Genomic DNA, 21,773 nt, shown 5'->3' on the forward strand with positions numbered 1-21,773 from the left:
GCACCCCGCAACAACGAAGTTGTCTTTACATGGAGGTAAAGGATGTCGACCCGACAGAACCGGCGAGCAGTGCTCGCCCTCGGCGCAGGAGGAGCGGCGCTCGCTCTCGCGCTCACCGGCTGCAGCACCGGCGGCGGCGATTCCGCCGACGGATCGACGCTGTCGATCCTCATCGACAACACGGAGCTCGCCGGCGCCCAGATGGACGCCCTGGTCACCGCCTACAAGGAGGTGAACCCCGACGTCACGATCGAGGTCGAGACCCGCCCCGCCGGCAGCGAGGGCGACAACGTCGTCAAGACCCGTCTGGCTACGGGCGAGATGGCCGACCTGTTCGGCTACAACTCCGGATCGCTGTTCCAGGCGCTGAACCCTGACCAGAACCTCGCCGACCTCTCGGACGTCGAGTGGAAGGACTCGCTGACCGAGGACTTCCAGCGCGTCGTCTCGACCGAGTCCGGCTTCTACGGCGCTCCGCTGGGCCAGTCCTTCGGCGGCGCGGTGCTCTACAACAAGGACGTGTACGCGGAACTCGGCCTCTCGGTCCCCACGACGTGGGACGAGTTCCTCGCGAACAGCGAGGCGATCAAGGCCGCGGGCGACGTCGCACCGATCGTGCAGACGTACGGCGACACCTGGACCTCTCAGCTCATGGTCCTCGGCGACTTCGCCAACGTGCTCGCCGAGAACCCGGACTGGGCCGACGAGTACACCGCAGGCGACGCGAAGTACGTCGACCAGCCCGCTCTGGCCGGCTTCGAGCACCTGCAGGAGGCCGGCGAGGCCGGGCTGTTCAACGAGGACTTCGCCTCGGCGACCTACGACGACGGCGTGCGGATGGTCGCCACCGGCGAGGGAGCGCAGTACCCGATGCTGACCTTCGCGTCGCAGCCGCTCGTGGCCAACTACCCCGACGCGGCGCAGACGGTCGGCACCTTCCCGCTCCCCGGAGAGTCGGCGGACTCGAACCCGCTCACCGTCTGGCAGCCCGGAGCCGTCTACGTCTCGAAGACCGTCGAGGGCGAGAAGCTCGAGGCCGCGAAGGACTTCCTCGCGTTCCTCGTCTCGCCCGAGAGCTGCGACATCCAGAGCGAGCAGACCGTCGTGCAGGGCCCGTACGTCATCGACGGCTGCGAGCTGCCCGAGGACGTCCCCGCGATGATCTCGGACATGCAGCCCTACTTCGACAGCGGGGACACGGCGCCCGCGCTGGAGTTCCTCTCCCCCATCAAGGGACCGGCGCTCGAGCAGATCACGGTGGCCGTCGGCTCCGGGATCACCTCGGCCGCCGAGGGCGCCCAGCAGTACGACGACGACGTGACCAAGCAGGCGCAGCAGCTCGGCCTCGAGGGCTGGTGACCGACGGGGCACCCGCCCCGCATCCCCGGGGCGGCGCACCTCGCGCCGCCCCCTCCCCCTTCCCGCCCGATCGACGGAGATCCGATGACCGCACTGACGCAGGAGCGCCCCACTCCGGCGAGCGCCCCCGCCCCCGAGAAGCCCGCGCGGCGCCGGGCGATGAAGAGCCCGTACCCGACCTGGTTCTACCTGCCCGCCGGCGTCTTCTACGTGGTGCTGTTCCTCGTGCCGACCGCGGCCTCCCTGTACTTCTCGCTCACTCGCTGGACGCTGTTCGACTCGACCTTCATCGGCTTCGACAACTTCATCGCGTTCTTTCAGGACCCAGCGCTCACGACCGGGTTCGTCAACACGTTCATCTACGCCGCGATCACCTCGGGCCTGAAGATCGTCCTCGGGATGCTGCTGGGCCTGCTGCTCAGCTCGCAGATCATCGGCCGCGGGTTCCTCCGCAGCGTCGTCTTCTTCCCTGTGCTGGTGTCCACGATCGGCATCGGCATCACCTTCAAGGTGCTCCTGGACCCCTTCGACGGCGTCGTGAACCAGGGCCTGGCGGCGATCGGAGTCGCCGGCCCCGGCTGGCTGACGGACCCGCAGTGGGCCCTGTTCTCGGTCGCGCTGGTCGACGTCTGGAAGGGCGTCGGACTCGCGACGCTCATCTACATCGCGGGCATCGTCGCGATACCGCAGGACTACTTCGAGGCGGCCCGCGTCGACGGCGCCGACGCCTGGCACAACTTCCGGCACATCACCCTGCCGCTGCTGCGTCCCGCCACCGTCACCGTGATCCTCCTCTCGCTCATCGGCGGGCTGCGCTCGTTCGATCTCATCTGGGCGATGACGAAGGGCGGGCCGGGCTTCACGAGCGACGTGGTCGCCTCGGTCATCTACAAGCAGTACCAGGCGGGCTTCTACGGTCTCTCGACCGCCGGCAACGTGATCCTCTTCCTCGTCGTGGCGGCGCTGATCTTCCCGCTCTCGGCCTGGCTCAACCGGAAGGACAAGGAGCTGTGACCGCGACACCGATCACCCCCACTCCGCTCTCGACGACCCCCCTCGATCCTCCGGCCGCGAAGGTGCGGCAGCGCGGGGTCGGCCGCGGCTCGCGCCTCTGGCGCTGGGGCGGCGGCATCACCGCGATCGTCCTCGCCGTGATCGTCTTCATCGTGCCCTTCCTCTTCATCGTGCTGACCGCGTCCAAGACGCAGCAGGAGGCGTCGCTGCTCGGCTTCACGCTGCCGACGCAGTGGAACTTCGTCGAGAACCTGCAGGAGGTCGTCTCGGCGCGGAACTTCGTGCTGCTGCGGGCGTTCGTGAACAGCGCGGTCCTGACGATCGTGTCGGTCGCGATCATGGTGGTCCTGGCCGCGATGGTCGGCTACGTCCTCCAGCGCCGCCGGTCGAGGTGGAACCCGCTCGTCAACGGGTTCGTGCTCGCCGGCCTGATCATTCCTCCGGCGGTCGTGCCGACGATCTGGGTGCTGCAGGGCCTGGAGCTCTTCAAGACACTGCCCGGTCTGATCGCCGTGCACGTGGCCTTCGGCCTCTCGTTCTGCATCCTCCTGTTCCGCGCCTTCGTCTCGACGATCCCTCGCGAGCTCGACGAGGCCGCGACGATCGACGGAGCCGGACCGTTCCGCCTGTTCTTCACGGTGGTGCTGCCGCTGCTGAAGCCCGTGATCGTGACCGTGATCGTGGTGCAGGCGGTGACCGTGTTCAACGACTTCACCTACGCCCTGTACTTCCTGCCGGGCGACGAGAACGCCACCGTGCAGCTGACGCTGTACAACTTCTCGTCGCAGTCGGTGTCGTCGTGGAACCTGCTCTTCATGGACGTGCTGCTCATCACGATCCCGCCGCTGGTGATGTACATCTTCTTCAACCGCCAGATCGTGGCCGGCATGACCTCCGGAGCTGTGAAGGGCTGATCCCGGGACGGCCCCTTCCTCCTGAGCGCCCCGTCACGGGCGCTGCGCCCCCCTTCGGACGGCCGGCTCGCGTGGGCCGGCCTGCGGGGTGACGCGCACGGACGTCATCAGCTCGATCTCCGACTCCGGGAGGTCGAGGAGCTGGGCGGCCGCCGCGCGGGCCACGGTGTCCACCTCGCTGACGGTGGACGCCCGCAGCGCGGTGCCGAGCTCGGGGATGCTCACGAGCCACGTGCGCCCGTCGCGCTCCGCGACAGCGGCGAGGGTGCGGGTCGTCACGGTCCGATCCCCTCCGCCCGCTCCGTCCGACGGCCGAGGGACCGGGGTGATCCCGGGTCCGGCAGATCTGCGGGCCCGACGAGACGGCGGACCCACGCGGGTCGGCGCGAGCGGCGCAGCGCTCGCGCCCAGCGGACGTCGGTGCGCGCCTCCTGCCTCGGGTCGAGGCGGTGGAGCACGCCGTCGCGCGACTCCTCGATCAGGACGAGGGAGGCGGGGACGAGGTGGAGGCGCCGGGGAGGCTCGCGGTCGGGGTGCGGGTGGCCGGCGCGGGTGCGCAGCAGCTGCTCCAAGCGCTCGGGGTCCGGAGCAGACCAGGTGCTGACACCGGTGAATCCGCCGGGCAGGGCGAAGCGCTCCGTGACGTGGAGCGGGAGATCGGAGGGGGACGTCATGGACGAGCGCTTTCTGAGTCGGGGGCCCCTGGAGCCGGGGCCGTTCGGGAGAACTGAGGGGCGGGCCCCCGGAGCCGGTCGGCAGCGGGGACCCGCGGTCGCATCAGGCGCGGCCGGACCTCGGACGGACGCGTCGCGCGAGCAGCATGCCGCCGCCGGCCAGCAGCAGCGTCCCCGCGCCGAGCACGCCCGCTCCACCGGCGACTCCGGTCGACGCGAGGGTCGCGGTGGTCGCGATCACCGTGGGGACCACTCCGACCGGCGGCACGACCACCTCGGCGCAGGACGCCGCGGCGTCATCGGCGCAGGGGTTGCCCACGACGGTCGGCGCGAAGCCCTCGGGCAGATCGTCGATCGCGGCGCGGTTCGGGATCGTCCACGCGTCGACGCCGTCCGCGACGGTGCCGGTGACGCGGAACACGGTCGATGCTCCCGGAGCGAGGCTCAGACCCTCGACCGACAAGTCACTCGACTCCGGGCCGCCGTCGCGCGAGATCGTCACGTCGGAGAGGTGCGCGAGCGTCGGCAGGTCGACGAGGGTGAACCCCTCGGCCGGTCGAGCGCCTGTGTTGCGGACCGCGATCTCGAAGCCGGCCCGACCGCCGTGCGCGACCGTCCCGGTCAGGGCGGTCTTCACGATCTCGAGCCGGCCCTCGAGGGGCGGCACCGGGATCTCGGCGCAGGAGGCGGTGGGCTCGTCGGCGCAGGCGTTCTCGACGAGCGGCGGCTCGAAGCCGGTCGGCTGCTCGGTGATCGATGCACGGTTACGCACCGTGAGCGCGTCGTAGCCGTCGGCCACCCGGCCGCTGACGTGCAGGGCGATCTGCCCGCCCGCCGGGATGCTGAGTCCCGTGACCGGCTCGGTCGCGGGCTGCACTCCTCCGGCGCCGTCCTCGATCGTCGCGTCGGAGAGGTGCTCGAGAGCGGGCACGTCGGTGACCGTCACTCCGGACGCGTCGACGGTGCCGGAGTTGCCCACGACGACGTCGAAGCCCGCCGCGCCGCTGTGCTCGGCCGACGGCTGCGAAGCCGTCTTGCGGAGCCACAGCCGCGCCTCGCCGACGGTGTGCGGCACCGTCGCGCAGGGGTTCGCATCGGTGCCGACGGTCGACTCGGAGGGCTGGAACGGCGCCGACGCGAGGCAGGCCGTGTTGACCAGCGAGCGGTCCCCGTCGCCGCCGACGTGCAGGACGACGTCGAAGAGGAGCTCCGCGACCGTGCCCACCGGCAGGGTCCCCGCCGCCCAGGTGATCCGCCCGGTCGCGGGATCGACCGCCGCCGAGCCGTGCGAGGTGCGGATCGAGGCCTCGTCCAGGTCGGCGTCGTCGAGCACCCCCTCGTCGAGGAAGTCGACGGCCGAGGCGTCCACGGCGTCGCCGGTGCCGTCGGAGGCCAGGGTCACCCGGTAGGGCACCCGGGCTCCGGGCGTCAGCGGCACATCGGACGCGACCGACGAGGTCTTGCCGATCGTGACGTGCGGGGTCAGCGCACCGAGGGCGGCCTCGGCCGACGCCCCGTCGGCTCCGTAGGCCCAGTCGTCGATGGCGCGCAGGTCGCCGTAGGACCCGTGCACGGAGTCGTTCGCGTTGGGCGTCCGGTCCTGGTCGGTGTCGTCGCTGCGCCAGCGGTGCACTCCCCTGCTCGAGTCGACCCCCTCGGCGCCGGAGGAGACGTGCGAGGTGACGGAGTAGCGCTCGGAGTTCGAGTCCTCGAGCAGGGAGTCGTCCCAGTGGATCGCCGCGGGATCGCCGCCGCCGCCGGTGGAGCGCACGATCGAGACGCCGCCGACCGAGGTCTCGGCGTCGACCCGGGTGAAGTGGAACTCGTTGGTGCGGCCGATCGCGGCCCGGAATCGGACGTCCGGGTCGGTCGTGTCGACGGCGTCGCCGCGGCCGTCCAGGCCGTCCCATGCGACGGCGAAGGGCCCGGGCGCGGAGACGATCTCGGTCAGGTGGACGTCGCGCTCGCCGTCCCAGCTGCCGTCGCCGTCGGCGTCGATGTCGACTCCGACCGTGCCCGGCTGGGTGCCGAGCACTCCGGTCAGCGAGCCGGCGTTCGATCCCGAGCCTGAGCGCCGGTAGGCGAGGTCGGCGATGGTGGGCGCGGCGTAGGCGGGCGCGATCGAGGCGGGCAGGTCGGCCGCGGGAGGATCGAGGAACAGCTTGTACGTCTGCAGTCCGTCGACTCCCGTGCGGCCCGACGGCTGGAGGAACTGCGCTCCGATACCCCCCGCCTCGGTCGACTGCGGCATCGGCACCGAGAGGTAGGAGGGATCGGAGGAGCCGACCCGCACGTTGCCCTTGTTCGTCGCCTGGAGCGTGGACGCGACTCCGTCGTAGTCGCGCAGCGTCATGTCGTAGCGGGCGCCCGTCTCGGTGACGGCGTGCAGGGTGAAGGTCGAGCGCCGGTCCTCGGCGCGGGGATAGCTCTCCCGCGCCCCGGACTGGATCCCGTAGGACGTCGACCAGACCCGACCCGCGATCGCCTCCCCCTCGGCCGAGGAGACGCCGATGCTCCAGACGAGGTTGACCGGCGAGGCAACGTCGTCGTCGGTGACGCTCACCCGGAAGACGCCGGTCGCGTCGGCGACGAAGGCTCCGCCCGCGGCGGTGCTCGGCGGCGCCCCGCGCGGGAACACCTGCGCATCGAGCACGGTGCCGTCGGGCGCGGTGACCGCCGCGGTCCCTCCTCCGCTCTCCCCTTCGCCCGACCCCGAGCCGCCCTTCAGCGGATGGAGGTCGACCTGCAGCACCTCGCCCGCGCGCAGCCAGGCCGAGACGGTCGTGACACCCCCGTTGGTCGCTCCGCCGTGCAGCAGGGTGTTGTCGAGCGTCGTCCGTGGAGGCTCGCCTGCCGCCGCCGCGGGCAGCGCCAGGGCTCCCCCGCCGAGCAGTCCGCCGACGAGCACGCAGCCCGTCGCCGCGGTGACCGCCGCCCGGAGGCCGCCCCTCCGACGATCAGCCGGCCCCGATCGTTCCGTTCGACTCATCCGTAGTCCTCTCCTCAGCCGCTCGTGCGCATCCGCGCCGGCGACGGTCCGCTTCAGCCCCGTGCGAGGAGAGTAGTGACCATCTGCATGTGGGCGGCGGGCAGGCGCGGTGCACTGTGGAGAACTCACCGGACGAGGTCGTGGGGAGGAGGGGTGGCCGTCGGAGGATCGTCCAGGTCACCGCGCCATTCCCCCGCGCAACCCACCTCCCTACCCTCGGGGCATGGGATCCACCGCCGCCTCCTCCGCCCTCCTCGCCGCGCCCGCCGAGGCCGCCGCCGTGCTCTCCGAGGGCGGTGCCGCGGTCTGGGAGACCGTGCTGATCCTGCCCACCTACGCGCCGGAGGAGCCCAGCCGCCTGCCGATGTTCCTCGACCGCCGCGTCTACCAGGGCTCCAGCGGCCGGGTGTACCCGCTGCCGTTCATCGACCGGATCGCGCCCGAGCCGGTCGACCGCGAGTGGCGGGCCGTCGTGCTCGAGAACGAGTTCGTGCAGGTCGTGGTCCTCCCGGACCTCGGCGGACGCATCCATTCGGGCCACGACAAGACCACGGGCTACGACTTCTTCTACCGCAACTCCGTCATCAAGCCGGCCCTCGTGGGCCTCGCCGGACCCTGGGTCAGCGGCGGCGTCGAGTTCAACTGGCCGCAGCACCACCGGCCCGGCACCTTCCTGCCCACCGACCACGAGATCGCGCGCGACAAGGACGGCTCCGTCGTCGTCCGGTGCGGCGACCACGACCCGCTCAGCCGCATGAAGGGGCTGCACGGCGTGCGCCTGCGACCCGGCTCGAGCCTCGTCGAGCTCGACGTGCGGCTGCACAACCGCACCCGCGAGCGCCGCACCTTCCTCTGGTGGGCGAACGTCGCCGCCCGGGTCCACGACGACTACCAGTCCTTCTTCCCGCGCGACGTGCAGCACGTCGCCGATCACGCGCGGCGCGCCATCACCGCGTTCCCCGCGGCCGACCGTCCGTACTACGGAGTCGACTACCCCGCCCGGGCCGCGCAGGATCCGGGCGCGGACCGCCTCGACTTCTACCGCAGCATCCCGGTCCCCACCTCCTACATGGTCGTCCGCACCGAGGACTCCTTCTTCGGCGGCTACGACCACCGCGCCGGCGCGGGCTTCGTGCACTGGGCCGACCGCCGCGTCGCGCCCGGCAAGAAGCAGTGGACCTGGGGGGACGCGCCGTTCGGGCACGCCTGGGACGCGCAGCTGACCGACTCCGACGGCCCCTACGTCGAACTCATGGCCGGAGTCTTCACCGACAACCAGCCCGACTTCTCGTGGCTGATGCCGGGCGAGACGAAGACGTTCACGCAGTACTGGTACCCGATCAGCGGCATCGGCGTCGCGCACCAGGCGACCCGCGAGACGGCGGTGCACCTCGACGTCGAGGGCGGCCGCATCCGGATCGGAGTCGCGACGACGCGACGGCACCCGGCCGCGACCGTCCAGCTCCTCGACGACGGCGCCGTCCTGCGCGAGTGGACCGTGGACCTCGGACCGGGCGCTCCGCTGGTCGCGGATCTCCCTTCTTCCCGAACCGATCCGGCGGGGCTGGCGGTCGTCGTCCGCTCCGACGGAGCGACCCTGCTCGCCTACGAGGTGCCCGCGCGGGTGCAGCAGGAGGAGCCGGAGACGGCCACCGAGCCGCCGTCGCCGCGGGAGACCGCCTCCGTCGACGAGCTGTACCTCACGGGCGTGCACCTCGCGCAGTACCGGCACCCGACCCGCTCGCCGCTGCCCTACTGGCGCGAGGCCCTGCGGCGCGATCCCGGGGACGCGCGCGTCCACCTCGCCCTCGCGGAGCACGCGTACGGCCGCGGCGAGTACGACGAGGCGCTCGAGCACTGCGACGCGTCGCTCCGCCGCCTCACCGCGCACAACGGCAACCCCGCCGACACCGAGGCGCTGCACCTGTGCGGGGTGATCCTCCTGCGCCTGGGACGCCGACGCGAGGCCGCCGCCGCCTTCGGCAAAGCCGCCTGGGACGGCAAGTGGGCGCACGCCGCGCTCGTCGAGAGCGCGTGCCTCCTCGCGGCCGACGGCGACCACTCCGCGGCCCTCGACGACGTGCGGACCGCCCTGCGCCTGGACACCGACGACCTGCGCGCCCGCGCCCTCGCCGTCGTCTGCCTCCGCGCCCTCGGACGCGAAACGGAGGCGGCGGGCCTGCTCGGCGAGACCCTGGCGCTCGATCCGCTCGACCAGCTCGCCCGGACCCTCGACGGACGCGACCCCGCCGATCCGTTCGCGCGGATCGACGCGGCCCTCGATCTCGCCTCGTTCGGCGAGACGGCCGAGGCGGAGCGACTGCTCGCGTCGGTCCTGCACGGGGCGCCCGCTCCGGAGGGGGCCGGCAGCGCGGCCTCGCCCGCCGGCTACCTGCTCGCCCAGCTCCTCGAGCGGCAGGGCCGGCATCGCGACGCCGCCGCCGTCCGCCGCGACGCCGCCTCGGTCGACGCCGTCCGCGCGTTCCCGGCGGGCCTCGATGCGCACGACGCGCTCGTCGCGGCCGTCGCGGCCGATCCCGCCGACACCCGCGCGCACGCGCTCCTCGGCATGCTGCTCTACGACGCCGGACGCCGCGGGGAGGCGGCCGAGCACTGGCGGCGCGCGATCGCCGGCGGCAGCACCGACGCCGTCACGCACCGCAACGCCGGCCTCGCCGCCTACAACGACTCCGGTGACGACGACGCGGCGTGGTCGGCCTACCTGCGCGCCCGCGAGCTCGCTCCCGACGACGCCCGGATCCTCTACGAGCTCGACCAGCTCGCGGCACGCCTCGGCCACGACGACCGGCTCGCCCGCCTCGAGAGCGAGCTGCCCCTCGTGCTCTCGCGCGACGACCTCACCGTCGGCTACGCCGAACTGCTCACCGCCGCAGGACGGGCCTCGGAGGCGCTCGACCTGCTCGAATCGCGCCCGTTCCAGCCCTGGGAGGGAGGCGAGGGACGCGCGCTCGCAGCCTGGGACGCGGCACGCACGGCCCTCGGACTGCCGATCGGCACCCCTCCCGCCTCACTCGGCGAGGCGCGCCCCGCGTTCACCGCACCGGCGGCCGTGCGCGAGGACGGATCGACCGACTACTTCGCGACGAGCCTGCCCGAGCTGCTGCTGTTCCACCGGGAGTGAGGGACGGCCGCTCGCGGTGCGAGCCCGCTCACTCCCCCGTGAAGAGCGCGTTGCACTCGAGCTGCAGCGCGACGTCGTCCCACATCGGGTGCTGCGGAGCGGCGTTCGAGCAGACGATCGAGCCCCACGCGCCCACGCGCCGCGACTCCGCCATCGCGAGACGGCAGTACTCGGCGCCGATCGCGCCCTCCTCGAAGCGGCCCTCGAGCGGGGTGTAGCCGACCCAGCCCTCACCGAAGACGAGCGGGACGCCCCGCAGCGCGGCGTGATCGGCCGCGACCGCGATCCACTGCGTGAGAGTCGAGCGCATCCCGAGGTGGTGCCGGTCGTAGTGGTCCTCGAGCCAGCGGTCGATGGCGGAGGCGTCGCCCCAGTCGTGCGCGTAGATCTCGCCGCGGCCCACGATCGTGGCCGTCAGCTTCCACTGCGACTCGGGCGTCAGCGTCCACTCGGCGATCCCAGGAGCGCCCTCGAGCAGGAAGGCCCGCTCGGCGCGCTCCTGCTCGAACCCCTCGAGGGGTCCGCGCAGACCGAATTCGCTGATCATCTCATTCAGCACGCCGTAGATGTAGGGATGGAGGGCCAGCACGTCCGAGTTCCACGGGATCCCGCGCATCCCGCCTACCGGCACGTGCGCGTAGTTCACAGCGCACGGCACGCCGGGGGCGAGCTCGTGGAACCGGTCGATCCCCCGGGTCAGGCGCGGAGTGAGGGCGACGGTCGCCGCGTCGATGTCGGTCAGGTCGACGTCCAGCCCCTCGGTGAGGTGCCCCGCCTGCACCTCGTTGTGCAGCTCGACGTAGGCGATCCGGTCGTCGAGACCGTGCTCGGCGACGAACGCGACCAGCGCGGCCTGCGCCTCGGCGAGCCGCTCGGCCCGCTCCTCCGGCGCCACGGCCGTCAGGGCGTCGAACCAGTCGCGCTCGAGGGCGAAGGCGGAGGACTGCTGGTACTCCCACGACGAGGCGATCACGAACACGCCGTGCCGCCGGGCAGCCTCGAACAGGGCGAGCAGGTGGGCGCGGCCGTCGATCACCGTCTCCTCCTTCACGTCGTACCAGCGGACGCGCTGCCCGTAGGCGCCGCCGAGCGGACCGAGCCGGAGCTCGCGCGTGTCGAGGCCGGAGCCGAAGAGGAGGAACGGCATCGCGCAGATGCGGATCGTGTTGTAGCCGCGCTCGACGGCGCCCGTGAAGGCCGCCTCGAGGTCCTCGAACGGCTCGCCGGGGCCGGTGCGGACGTACCAGGAGAAGTCCCAGAGGGTGATCGTCAGCGTCTCGGGCAAGTGGGCGGGCAGCGGGACGGGGATGTAGCGGGAGTCGGGGTAGAGGGGTGCGCGGTTCTGGACTGCGGGATGCTGGGCTGCGGAGTTCTGGGCCGTCATCGCGCCAGCCTAGGCAGCGCCCTGCGCCGTTCCCATGGCGGATCCGACGGACCGGCTGGACGATCCTCCGCCCCTCGTACACTCGGAGCCGTGGCGATGACGGACGGCTTCCTCGGGCAGAGACTGCGAGTACTCCCGGCTCCGCTGGTGCAGCGGGCCCTCGCCGAGCCGATCACCGACCGGCTCCTCGTGACCGATGCTGGACACTTCCCGCATGCGGCGTCCCACAGCCGGAGTCGCCCCCACGGCGCGGACGAGGCGATCGTGATCCTGTGCACGGCCGGCCGCGGCGCGGTCCACGCGGGCGGAGCGACGACGGTGGTGTCGTCCGGGCGGGCCGTCGTGCTGCCCGCCGGCACCCCGCACCGCTACGGCGCCGACCCCGCCGAGCCGTGGTCGGTCTGGTGGCTGCACGTGCGCGGCGCCGACGTGCCCGCGCTGGTCTCGGCCGCTCTCGGCGACTCCTTCGGACCGGTCGTGCCGGTCGGCGACGCCTTCGCCGCCAAGGCCCTGATCGAGCAGGCCGTCCTCGCACTCGAGCGCGACGAGACCGCCGCGAGCCTCTACTCGGCGAGCGGAGCGGCGTTCCACCTCCTCGCGCAGCTCGCCGCCGACCGCTCCCGCGGCCCCGTCGAGTCCGGCGACCGCATCCGCCTGGCGCAGGAGCACCTCCGCGAGCACTTCGCGTCGCCGACCAGCATCACCGAGCTCGCCGCCCTCGCCGGCCTCAGCCCCTCGCACTTCTCGGCCCTGTTCACCCGCGCGACGGGCCTCGGAGCCGTGGAGTACGTGAAGCGGCTGCGCAGCGCCCGCGCCCGCGAGCTGCTGATCACCACCGACGACACCGTCGCCGAGATCGCGCAGGCGGTCGGCTACTCCGACGCCTTCTACTTCTCGCGCCAGTTCCGCGCCGTGAACGGCACGAGCCCGTCGCAGTACCGGGCGGACCACCGCGCTCAGGCCTGAGCACTCCGCGGCGGCCGATCCGTCACGAACGGCCGCCCCGACCGCTCCGACACGACCGTCAGCGACGGATGAGAGCCGGGAGGTGCGGCACACCCGGAACCTGGACACCGGCCCGGGGTCGTCCTACTCTGCCCCCGTCGGCGAATCCCCGCCGTCGCGGTCGGAGTAGCGGACCGCATGATCCGCCCCTCGCTCCGCCCGCACCCCGAGTGCAAAGGAGCACCTCGTGAACAAACGCCTCCTCGTCGCAGCGACCGCAGCCGTCGCCGTGACCACCCTCGGCCTCGCCCCCGCCGCGCAGGCCGCCCCCTCCCCCCTCTCCTTCGTCTCCGTGACCGACCGGGCCACCGGTCTGTTCTCCCCGCTGAGCTTCGCCGTCGACACCCGCGGCACCGCCTTCGTCGCGCAGAACTTCGCCGGCCTCCTCACCCGCGTCGCCCCCGACGGCACCACCTCGGTCGCCGCATCCGCCCCGGGCTCCGAGATCGGCGCCGTCTCGGTCAGGGGCTCCACCGTCTACTACACCGAGGGGGTCCAGGAGGAGGGGACGGCGCTCCTGCGCTCCGTGCCGACCGGAGGCGGCTCGCCGACGACCCTCGCCGACCTCGGCGAGTACGAGGCCACCGCGAATCCGGACGCCGGCAACACCTACGGATTCGTGGATCTGCCGGCCGACTGCGCCGCCCAGGTCGATCCGTCGACAGCCGGCCCCGCCTCCTACTCCGGAGTCGTGGACGTGCATCCGTACGCCTCCACCGCGACGAGCACGGGCGTGTACGTCGCCGACGCCGCCGGCAATGCGATCGTGAAGGTCGCCCCGAACGGGGACGTGTCGACCGTGGCCGTCCTGCCTCCGACCGCCCCCGTCACGATCACCGCCGAGATCGCCGCCGCCTTCGGCTTCCCCGCCTGCAGCGCCGGCTACGGCTACTCCTTCGAGCCGGTCCCGACCGACATCGAGGTCGGCCCCGGAGGCTGGCTGTACGTCACCTCGCTGCCCGGCGGTCCCGAGGACGCGAGCCTCGGCGCCCGCGGCTCGGTCCTGAAGATCCACCCCGGCACCGGCGAGATCCGCACGGTGGCGAAGGGCCTGATCAGCGCGACCGGCCTTGCCGTCGACCGCTTCACGGGCACCATCGCGGTGACCGAGCTGTTCGGAGGACCGCAGGGCACCGGCCGCGTCGCCCTGATCCTGCCGCGCACGTCGACGCCGGTCACGGGTCTCGCCGTGACGTCGCCGGCCGCGATCGAGCTGCGCGACGGCGCCCTGTACGTCGCCCGCAACGCCTTCGTGCTCTCGCCGGAGGGCGCTCCGCAGGCGGTCGGCACCCTGACCGTCGCGAGACTGAAGGGCCTGGGCGCGCGCATGACCGCGGTCGACTGAGCACCGTGCGGGCGGAGGAGCAGCACCCTCCTCCGCCCGCACGCCGATTCGCGGAGGGGCCCGCCGGCGTGTATAGTCGTACCTCGTTGCGTGCGCCCCCCGGGGTCACGCGATGGACTGCGCCCGTAGCTCAACGGATAGAGCATCTGACTACGGATCAGAAGGTTGGGGGTTCGAATCCCTCCGGGCGCACTCGGAATCCAGACCACTCGGTGGTTCGGAGCCACCGAGTACTGGTTGAGACAGTGCATCGCACGCAAGTGCCACTCGCGAGAGTGATGGAAGGCCCGCTTCGGCGGGCCTTTCGTGGTTCCGTGGCCCGCTTCGGCGGGTCTTGCATGATTCCGGGGTACATGTCGGGTCTTCCAGAACGCCCCTCGGACGCATCCAGGGCGCAGTCGGCACTGCCGTCGCCGGCGAGTGGTCCCCGCGGAGTCGCACTCCGCGGGGACGGGACGTTCTACGAGTCGGAGCCGAATCGGTGCGGTGCCACGGTCCCCTGCGACACGGGGAGCCACTCCCGGCCCGGGACCCGCGGAGCACCGTCGGCGGCGAAGGCCGACCAGGCGTGCATCATCTCCTGGGACAGGAGCGTGCGACCGCTGCCGGTGCCCGTGAACGGAGTACTCGCGGTCGTGCCGAAGACGTAGGCGAGCTCCAGGCTGTGGGACGCACCGAGCAGCCGGTCGAGTACGTCCGTCTCGCGCGCGAACTCGTACACCCACACCGAGCGGCAGCTGTGCGCCGCATCCTGTGCCAGCTGTCGCGAGGGGTCGGCGAACATGCGGTCCGTGATCGCGCGGGCCCAGATCAGGTGGTCCGGCTCGCCCGGATGCTCCGCCCGTATCCGGTGATAGCGCGTGGAGCCCTGTCCCGGTTCGTCCTCGTCGATCAGGCGGACGACGTCCTCCGCCGTCAGCTCGGACGAGTACTGCGGCGACTCTGCGAGGAGCAGGGACGCGTCGTGGCTGTTCCAGCCGATGAGCAGGTCCGTACCCCGCCAGCCCGGGGCCGGTGTCGGCGAGAAAGGATGGTCCGGGAGGTCGGCGGGATCCAGCGACGGCCCGAAACCTCCGAGGACGCCGGGACGGCCCGATCCGAAGCGACCGCTCGCCGCGCCGAGCACGGTGGCCTGAGCCGCGAGCAGGGTCTCGAGAGGGAGAGATCGCAGGCGCGACGGGTCGGTGACCTCCAGGTCCGCCAGGACCTGAGCGGCCAGGGCGGCCGAGCCCGCCGGCGTGCCGACCTCCCTGCAGGGGAAGCTCATCATCACCGATCGCTGGAACAGACCTCGAGCCGCCGGCATGGCGTTCAGCGCAGCGACTTTCGCGCTCCCGCCCGATTGGCCGACGACGGTGACACGCGAGCTGTCGCCCCCCACCTCGGCGATGTGGGCGGCGACCCAGTCGAGCGCAGCGACGATGTCCAGCATCCCGGCGTTCGCCGAGGCCGGGAGCCCGAGACCTCGGAGGTCGAGGAAGCCCAGGAGCCCGAGCCGGTGGGTGACGGAGACCACCACGTTGCCGCGAGCGGCGAGCGATCGCCCCGTGAAGACGCTCTCGTTGCCCGACCCGTGGGTGAAACCGCCACCGTGCAGCCAGACGATGACGGGCAGCGTCCCCGGAGCGGCCCGGGACGGCGCCCACACGTTGAGCCGCAGACAGTCCTCACTCGCCGCGCCGCCCTCGAGCGGACCGCCGGTGCGGGGGTACAGCAGCGACAGGGCCTCGGGCAGCCGACCGGATGCGGTCAGCCGGATGTCGACCTGCGGCGCGGACGGGCCGTACTCGAGCACGTCGCGAACGCCCTCCCACGGCCGCACCGGCTGGGGGGCGGCGAACCGATTGGGACCTCCGGTGTCGTCGCCGTACCGGACGCCGAGGAAGCTCGCGATCCCGTCGAACTCGACGCCGCGGAGGACACCGTCACGGGTGGCCAGATCCACGTATCGATCAGTCACTGTCCTGTCCTTTCCGGAGCGCTCGGAGCGAGCGGTCGTCGGTCGCCGGTCACCGGTCAGCTCAGGTCGGCTTGGCGGACGCACTGGCGCACCAGCTGCGAGAGCACGACGGCCTTCGGGTCCGCTCCGCCCGGGTACTGCATCGGCAGCGGGATGTACCCGAACGCGAGGTCGTAGAGCGGGTCGGCGAAGCCGAGGGCTCCACCGGCCCCGTCGTGACCGAACGCTCGGTAGCTCCCGAACTCCATGCGGGGCTGGGGCCGCATGAAGACCACCCCGAACGACATCGTGACGCCGAGGACGCGATCCTCGCCCCACGTCTGCTGACGGGACATCGTCTCGATCGTGGCCTCGTCCAGCAGCGCGTCGCCGCCGCTCTCGAGCGCGGCGGCGTACACGCGAGCGAGCCCGTCGGCGGATCCGATGCCGCCGCCGGAAGCGAAGCCGGCCGCCCGGAGGTCGCGATGATTCGGCGACACGTCCTCGATCGAGCCTTCGCCGCCCTCGCGCACGAGATTGAAGGCGTGGGCGGTGATGCTGTCGGGGCCGAACTGACGAGCCTGCATCTCGGCGTGCTGCTGAGGCGTCGGCACCATGGGGAGGACGGTGCGGAACCGGTGCTCCTCGTCCTCCGGGAGTCCTAGCCAGAAGTCGATCGAGCGGGGCGCGCGGATCCGCGTCTCGTAGAGGTTCTGGAGGGTGTCGCCCGTGACGCGACGGACGAGTTCTTCGAGGAGGATCCCGATGGTGACCGCGTGGTAGCCGGACGCCGACCCCGGTGCCCAGAGGGGTGAGGTGGCGGCGAGGCGCTCTGCTCCGCGCGCGGAGTCGATGATCTCGTCGCGGGTCAACCCGCCCGGGGCGTTCACGAGACCCGCCTGGTGGGAGAGCAGCTCGCGGACCAGGATGCGGTCCTTGCCCGCCGCGCCGAACTCCGGCCAGTACTCCGCGACCGGCGCATCGACGTCGATCACTCCGGCCTTCACGAGGGTCGCGAAGGTCACTCCTGCGACCCCCTTCGACACGGAGTGGACGCCGGTGATCGAATCCTCGTCCAGATCCGGTCCACCGACGAGGTCGACGACGTGCTCGCCCCGGTGGTACACGCTCAGCTGGGCGCTGAAAGCGGGGTCGGACAGCAGGTACGCGTCCAGTTGATTGCGGACCGGTTCGTAGCCCTGCGCGACCAGTCCTCGGGAGCTTCTGCGGTTCACATCGGCGGCGTCGTTCATGGTTGTTCCTCATCGGGTCGGGTGCTCAGGCAGTGGCGGATGATCTGGGACAGGACGACGGCGCGCGGATCCGCGCCGCCGGGGTACTGCATGGGGAGGGGGACGTAGCCGAACGCGAGCCGGTGGAGCGGGTCGGCGAATCCGATGGCGCCTCCCGCGCCATCGTGACCGAAGGCGCGGTAGCTCCCGAACTCCATCCGTGGAAGCGGCTTCATGAAGACGACTCCGAAGCACATGGGGACGGTGAGGATCTCGTCCATCCCCCAGGCCTGCTGCTGCGACATCGCCTCGATGGTCCGCTCGTCCAGCAGAGGCTCGCCGTTGTAGCCGAGGGCGGCCTCGTACACCTGCGCGAGACCTCTCGCGGAGCCGACACCACCTCCTGCGGACCAGCCCGCCTCGCGCACGTGACGATGGTTCGGCGACAGCGCCCCCTCCTCCGGAGGGAGCTGCGCGCGCGGGTTGACGGCGTTGAACCCCAGCGCAGTGATCCCGTCGGGACCTAGCGGCCGACTCGCCATCTCGGCCTCCTGCTGCGCCGAGAGCCGCAACGCCCGGAGGGGGACGTAGCGGTCATCGAGCTCGCGCGGCAGGCCGAGCCAGAAGTCGATCCCGCGGGGCTCGCGGACGAGTTCCTCGTAGAGCCTCTGAAGAGTCGTCCCCGTCACCCTCCGGACCAGCTCCTCCATGAGCGTGCCCATGGTGAGGGCGTGGTACCCCAGAGATGTGCCGGGCCGCCATGCGGGTCCGGCTGCAGCGACCATCTCGGCCGCCGTCCGCGAGTCGAGGATCGCGCTGGTCGGAATGTTCTCCTGCGGGCCCAGCAGGCCCGCGCGGTGCGACAGCGCGTCGCGGACGAGGATGTCTCCCTTCCCCTTCGCCGCGAACTCGGGCCAGTAGTGAGCCACCGTCTCGTCGAGCGACAGACTCCCGCTTCGCAGCAGCGTGCCGAGGACGATCCCCGCGACTCCCTTCGATGCGGAGAACACGCCCGTGACTCCGTCGGCGCGCCCGTCGGGACCGCCGACCAGATCGACGACCGGCTCGCCCTCGACCGAGGCGTAGAGCTGGGCGCTGAAGAAGGGATCCTCCAGCAGGTAGGCGTCCAGGCGATCGCGGACCTTCTCGAAGCCCGGAGCGGTGGATCCGGTGCTGGTCGTGGCCGCACTCATCAGCGCACCGACCCTGCCGCGAGGCGCGCCGCTCGACGCTTCGACTGCAGCACCGGGTCGGGCACCGGTGCCGCAGCGACGAGTCGCTGGGTGTAGGGATGCTGCGGGTTCTCGCACACGTCCGCAGCGGAGCCGACCTCGACGATCTCTCCGCGTCGCAGGACGGCGACCCGGTGCGCGAAGTGCCTCACGACCGCGAGGTCGTGGGTGATGAAGAGGTAGGAGAGGTGGTTCTGCTCGCGCAGCTCGGTCAGGAGCTCCAGCACGACGAGCTGGGTCGACACGTCCAGGGCGCTCGTCGGCTCGTCGCACACGATGAGCTTCGGAGAGACCGCGAGCGCGCGGGCGATCGCGATCCGCTGGCGCTGACCGCCGGAGAAGTTCCCCGGGTAGCGATGCGCGGCGTCCTCCGGCATGCCGACGCGCTCGAGCAGCTCCGCGATCCGCTCCCTGCTCGACGACCGCGACTGCCCGCCGAGAGCCTGCAGAGGCTCGGTGAGGATCTGGCCGATCGTGAGCGAGGGGTTGAGGGAGCCGAACGGGTTCTGGAACACGACCTGCAGTTCCCGGGCGAGGCGCTGTCGTTCCCGGACCGACACCGTCGCGAGATCGCGGCCTTCGAACCGGACGTGGCCGGCGGCGATCGGCGCCAGCCCGAGCACCGCGTTGCCGATCGTGGACTTCCCGGATCCGGACTCTCCGACGAGTGCCAGGGTCTCCCCCGGTGCGATCTCGAAGCTGACGTCCTTCACCGCCGCGAACGGGTCCGGCTTCGCCGCGAGGAGGCTCCTCCGAGCGACCGGGTAGGTGACACTCAGCCCGGTGACCTCGAGAATCGGTTGCGTCATGCCGTGGCCTCTCCGTCGATCGCGGTCGGCTCGCTGTCGAGCAACCGTGGTGTGGCCGCGATGAGCGATTGCGTGTAGGGGTGCTCGGGCCTGGCGAACAGCGAGACGACGTCGCTGCGCTCGACGATGAGCCCGTGCTCCATCACCAGCGCGCGTTCGCAGCAGTCGGCGACGACGCCGAGATCGTGGGTGACGAGCAGGATCGCCATCCCGAACTCCTCCCGCAGCTGGAGCAGGAGGTCGAGGATCTCAGACTGGACGGTGACGTCGAGAGCAGTGGTGGGCTCGTCCGCGATCAGCAGGTCGGGGTTGCCGGCGAGTGCGATCGCGATCACGACGCGCTGCGCGATACCGCCCGAGAGCTGGTGGGGGAAGCGGCGTTCGATCTCCTCAGGATCGGGGAGCCGGACCGCGGCCAGGAGCTCCAGAGCCCGGGAGCGGATGGCGCGTCCCTTCAGGCCGCCCTGGGCTCTGATGACCTCCCGGAGCTGCGCTCCCACCGTGAAGGCCGGATCGAGTGCCACCTGCGGCTCCTGGGAGACCAGCCCGATGACGCTCCCGCGGAGCGGGCGGAACGACGCCGAAGGCTGCCCGGTGAAGTCCCGGCCTGCGATCCGCACGCGCTCGGCGTCCACGATCGCGTTGTCCGGGAGCAGCCCGAGCAGGGAGAGGGCGGTGATCGTCTTGCCGCTGCCGGACTCTCCGACGAGGGCGACGAACTCGCCGCCTGCGACGTCGAAGTCGATGCCGTGCACGACTTCGCGCGCACCGCCGGAGGTCGCGAACGAGATCGTCAGGCCCTTGACGGAGATCAGGGGCGAGGACTCGTCGACTCCCCCCGGCACGGCGCGAGACCGGCGACGACGCGCCCTGATGCCACCGCTCCTCGACTTGGTCTCCGCGTTCACGTCGCGGACGGCGTCGCCGATCAGACCGCACGCGACGACGGTGACGGCGACGATCCCACCCGACGGGACGAGCAGCCACGGGAACTGGGTGATGACCTGCGCAGCTTCGGCGACCATGCCGCCCCACGTCGGAGCGGGTGCCTGGACTCCGAGGTTGAGGAAGCCGAGGCCGGCCTGGACGACGAGAGCGATGCCGACGAAGAGAGAGATCTGGACGATGATCGGCCCGGTCAGTCGAGGGAGGACGTGGCGCAGCATGATCCGCCCCGAGGACAGGCCCGACACCTGGGCGGCTTTCACGTAGAGCTCTTCCCGTGTCGACTTCGTCGAGGCTCTGACCACCCGCGCGAGACCTCCTGACGACAGGAGTCCGAGTGCGGTCATCGCGGCGAAGAGGTTGTTCCGGAACACCGCGAGCACCGCGAACATGAGGACGAGCCCCGGCAGCGACATCAGGATGTCGATGACGAGCGAGATCAGGCGGTCGACGGCCCCGCGGGAGTACCCGGCGAGCAGTCCCATCGCGATCCCCAGCAGACCGAAGGTCGCGGAGGCGACGGCGGCGGCCGCGAGTGCCGGCTGACCACCCCACAGGAGTCGGGAGAGGACGTCGCGTCCGAGAGTGTCCGTCCCGAGCAGGTGGGCCGCGGAGGGCGGCTGCGTGGCGTTCAGGAGCTCCTGCGCGAAGGGGTCGTAGGGCGCGAGGAGCCCCGCGCCGGCGCTGCCGACGACGATCAGCAGGAGGACCGCGATCGCAGTGACCGCGAGGGGTCGCCGCAGGAAGCCGCGGAGGGAGGTCCTGCTCGCGGACGCGATCGCGACGCGCGACTCCGGAACGACCGTGGCGGTCATGCGGTCCTCACTTTCGGGTTCAGGTAGGCGTAGGAGATGTCGACGAGGAGGTTGACGATCACCACGATCACGGCGTACGCGAGTGCGATGCCCTGGATGACCGGGATGTCCTGCCGTGTCGTCGCATCGTTGACCAGTGCGCCCAGGCCGGGGAGGACGAACACCGCCTCGACGAAGAGGCTTCCGGCGAGCGCTCCGAGGAAGCTCAGACCGACCACGGTGACGACCGGGACGCCGGCGTTCTTCAGCGCGTGCTTCCACAGGAGCGACGTCTCGGAGACGCCGGCGGAGCGCAGTGTGCGGATGTAGTCCTGCTCGAGAGCATCGGCGACCCCGTCGCGCGTGATCTTGGAGATCGACGCGACACTGCCGACCGCGAGGGCGATCACGGGCAGCGTGATCGACGCCAGCCACAGATCGGGACTCACGTCGAGAGGCACGTACCCGGTGGCGGGGAAGAGCGGGACGGTGACGGCGAACAGAGTGACGAGCAGCAGCGCGAGCCAGAAGTTGGGGAGCGCCAGACCCATCAGGGAGACCACGTCCACCGTCCGTCCGAGCGCTCCGCCGTAGCGCGCGCTGAGCACCCCGAGGACGATGCCGACGACGGCGCCCACGAGAGTCGCGCCGATGATGATGCTGAGAGTCACCGGGAGGCGGCTGCCGAGCATCTGCGACACGGACTCCCCCGTGTAGAGCGATGAGCCGAGGTCGCCGCGGAGCAGGCCTCCCACGTAGGAGGAGAACTGCTGCCAGAGCGGCTCGTTCAAGTGCAGTTGCTCCCGGACCCGCTCGTAGTCCTCGGGCGTGCCCTGGACGCCCACGATGGCGCGGGCCGGGTCTCCCGGGAGCAGAGCCAGCAGGAGGAAGGTGATGAGCGAGGTGATGAGCAGAAGAGGGATCGAGATGAGGACTCGTTTGAGAATGACGCTGAGCACGGTTGCCTCCAGACGGGGGCCGGTCCCCTGCGGGACC

16 protein-coding genes and 1 tRNA gene are annotated in these 21,773 nt (G+C 71.6%); 7 read left to right on the plus strand and 10 right to left on the minus strand.

The features are described from left to right. Positions 1-42 precede the first annotated feature (42 nt). The 3 genes from ASF46_RS14345 (at position 43) to ASF46_RS14355 (ending at position 3,287) form a co-directional block, all read left to right on the plus strand. The gene (locus tag ASF46_RS14345) at positions 43-1,359 is read left to right on the plus strand and encodes an ABC transporter substrate-binding protein (protein ID WP_056868186.1); all 1,317 of its coding nucleotides are present in this window, start codon (positions 43-45) and stop codon (positions 1,357-1,359) included. 84 nt (positions 1,360-1,443) lie between these two features. Beyond that, positions 1,444-2,373 (plus strand): carbohydrate ABC transporter permease, encoded by a 930-nt coding sequence (locus ASF46_RS14350; protein ID WP_056868187.1) that lies wholly within the window; start codon positions 1,444-1,446, stop codon positions 2,371-2,373. 116 nt (positions 2,374-2,489) lie between these two features. After that, on the plus strand, positions 2,490-3,287 hold the full coding sequence (locus ASF46_RS14355; protein ID WP_235576995.1) for a carbohydrate ABC transporter permease: 798 nt from the start codon (positions 2,490-2,492) through the stop codon (positions 3,285-3,287). A gap of 33 nt (positions 3,288-3,320) precedes the next feature. Here ASF46_RS14355 and ASF46_RS14360 read toward each other — a convergent pair whose 3' ends face one another. From ASF46_RS14360 to ASF46_RS14370, 3 genes are all read right to left on the minus strand, one after another. Further along, a complete protein-coding gene (locus ASF46_RS14360) occupies positions 3,321-3,566 on the minus strand; it encodes a hypothetical protein (protein ID WP_056868188.1) in 246 nt (81 codons plus the stop codon). Next, positions 3,563-3,961: a hypothetical protein gene (locus tag ASF46_RS14365; RefSeq protein ID WP_056868189.1), complete on the minus strand. Its 399-nt coding sequence runs from the start codon at positions 3,959-3,961 to the stop codon at positions 3,563-3,565. Before ASF46_RS14365 ends, ASF46_RS14360 begins: the two co-directional genes overlap by 4 nt. Before the next feature lie 103 nt (positions 3,962-4,064). After that, the gene (locus ASF46_RS14370; RefSeq protein WP_157602543.1) at positions 4,065-6,950 is read right to left on the minus strand and encodes a DUF11 domain-containing protein; all 2,886 of its coding nucleotides are present in this window, start codon (positions 6,948-6,950) and stop codon (positions 4,065-4,067) included. 223 nt (positions 6,951-7,173) lie between these two features. Between ASF46_RS14370 and ASF46_RS14375 the strand changes: the two genes are divergently transcribed. Then, entirely contained in the window at positions 7,174-10,092 is a 2,919-nt protein-coding gene (locus tag ASF46_RS14375) for a DUF5107 domain-containing protein (protein WP_056868191.1), read from the plus strand. Between the two features lie 28 nt (positions 10,093-10,120). On the opposite strand, the gene ASF46_RS14380 is transcribed toward ASF46_RS14375, so the two are convergent. After that, positions 10,121-11,476 (minus strand): cellulase-like family protein, encoded by a 1,356-nt coding sequence (locus ASF46_RS14380; RefSeq protein ID WP_082485514.1) that lies wholly within the window; start codon positions 11,474-11,476, stop codon positions 10,121-10,123. Positions 11,477-11,572: 96 nt separating this feature from the next. On the opposite strand from ASF46_RS14380, the gene ASF46_RS14385 reads away from it, so the two are divergent. The 3 genes from ASF46_RS14385 to ASF46_RS14395 all read left to right on the plus strand — a co-directional run bounded on the left by ASF46_RS14385 (position 11,573) and on the right by ASF46_RS14395 (position 14,018). After that, positions 11,573-12,442 (plus strand): AraC family transcriptional regulator, encoded by an 870-nt coding sequence (locus ASF46_RS14385; RefSeq protein ID WP_056868192.1) that lies wholly within the window; start codon positions 11,573-11,575, stop codon positions 12,440-12,442. 226 nt (positions 12,443-12,668) lie between these two features. Further along, entirely contained in the window at positions 12,669-13,826 is a 1,158-nt protein-coding gene (locus ASF46_RS14390) for a ScyD/ScyE family protein (protein WP_056868193.1), read from the plus strand. 119 nt (positions 13,827-13,945) lie between these two features. Then, positions 13,946-14,018, plus strand: a tRNA-Arg gene (locus ASF46_RS14395). Positions 14,019-14,286: 268 nt separating this feature from the next. Here the strand turns inward: ASF46_RS14395 and ASF46_RS14400 are convergent. Genes ASF46_RS14400 through ASF46_RS14425 form a run of 6 tightly spaced genes read right to left on the minus strand, consistent with a single transcriptional unit; the run spans position 14,287 to position 21,736 of the window. After that, complete coding sequence (locus tag ASF46_RS14400; RefSeq protein WP_162240186.1) at positions 14,287-15,786, minus strand: carboxylesterase/lipase family protein; 1,500 nt, start codon at positions 15,784-15,786, stop codon at positions 14,287-14,289. A gap of 56 nt (positions 15,787-15,842) precedes the next feature. After that, positions 15,843-17,018 (minus strand): serine hydrolase domain-containing protein, encoded by a 1,176-nt coding sequence (locus tag ASF46_RS14405; protein WP_082485516.1) that lies wholly within the window; start codon positions 17,016-17,018, stop codon positions 15,843-15,845. Then, on the minus strand, positions 17,015-18,190 hold the full coding sequence (locus ASF46_RS14410; RefSeq protein ID WP_056868195.1) for a serine hydrolase domain-containing protein: 1,176 nt from the start codon (positions 18,188-18,190) through the stop codon (positions 17,015-17,017). The genes ASF46_RS14405 and ASF46_RS14410 overlap by 4 nt, the downstream gene beginning before the upstream one ends. After that, positions 18,190-19,038, minus strand: a complete 849-nt coding sequence (locus tag ASF46_RS14415) for an ATP-binding cassette domain-containing protein (protein WP_056868196.1) — start codon at positions 19,036-19,038, stop codon at positions 18,190-18,192. Before ASF46_RS14415 ends, ASF46_RS14410 begins: the two co-directional genes overlap by 1 nt. Next, positions 19,035-20,798: a dipeptide/oligopeptide/nickel ABC transporter permease/ATP-binding protein gene (locus ASF46_RS14420; protein WP_056868197.1), complete on the minus strand. Its 1,764-nt coding sequence runs from the start codon at positions 20,796-20,798 to the stop codon at positions 19,035-19,037. Before ASF46_RS14420 ends, ASF46_RS14415 begins: the two co-directional genes overlap by 4 nt. Beyond that, positions 20,795-21,736: an ABC transporter permease gene (locus ASF46_RS14425; RefSeq protein ID WP_056868198.1), complete on the minus strand. Its 942-nt coding sequence runs from the start codon at positions 21,734-21,736 to the stop codon at positions 20,795-20,797. Before ASF46_RS14425 ends, ASF46_RS14420 begins: the two co-directional genes overlap by 4 nt. Between the last annotated feature and the right edge of the window lie 37 nt (positions 21,737-21,773).

This window comes from Rathayibacter sp. Leaf296 (genome assembly GCF_001423045.1).
GTDB classification, from domain to species: Bacteria; Actinomycetota; Actinomycetes; order Actinomycetales; family Microbacteriaceae; genus Rathayibacter; species Rathayibacter caricis.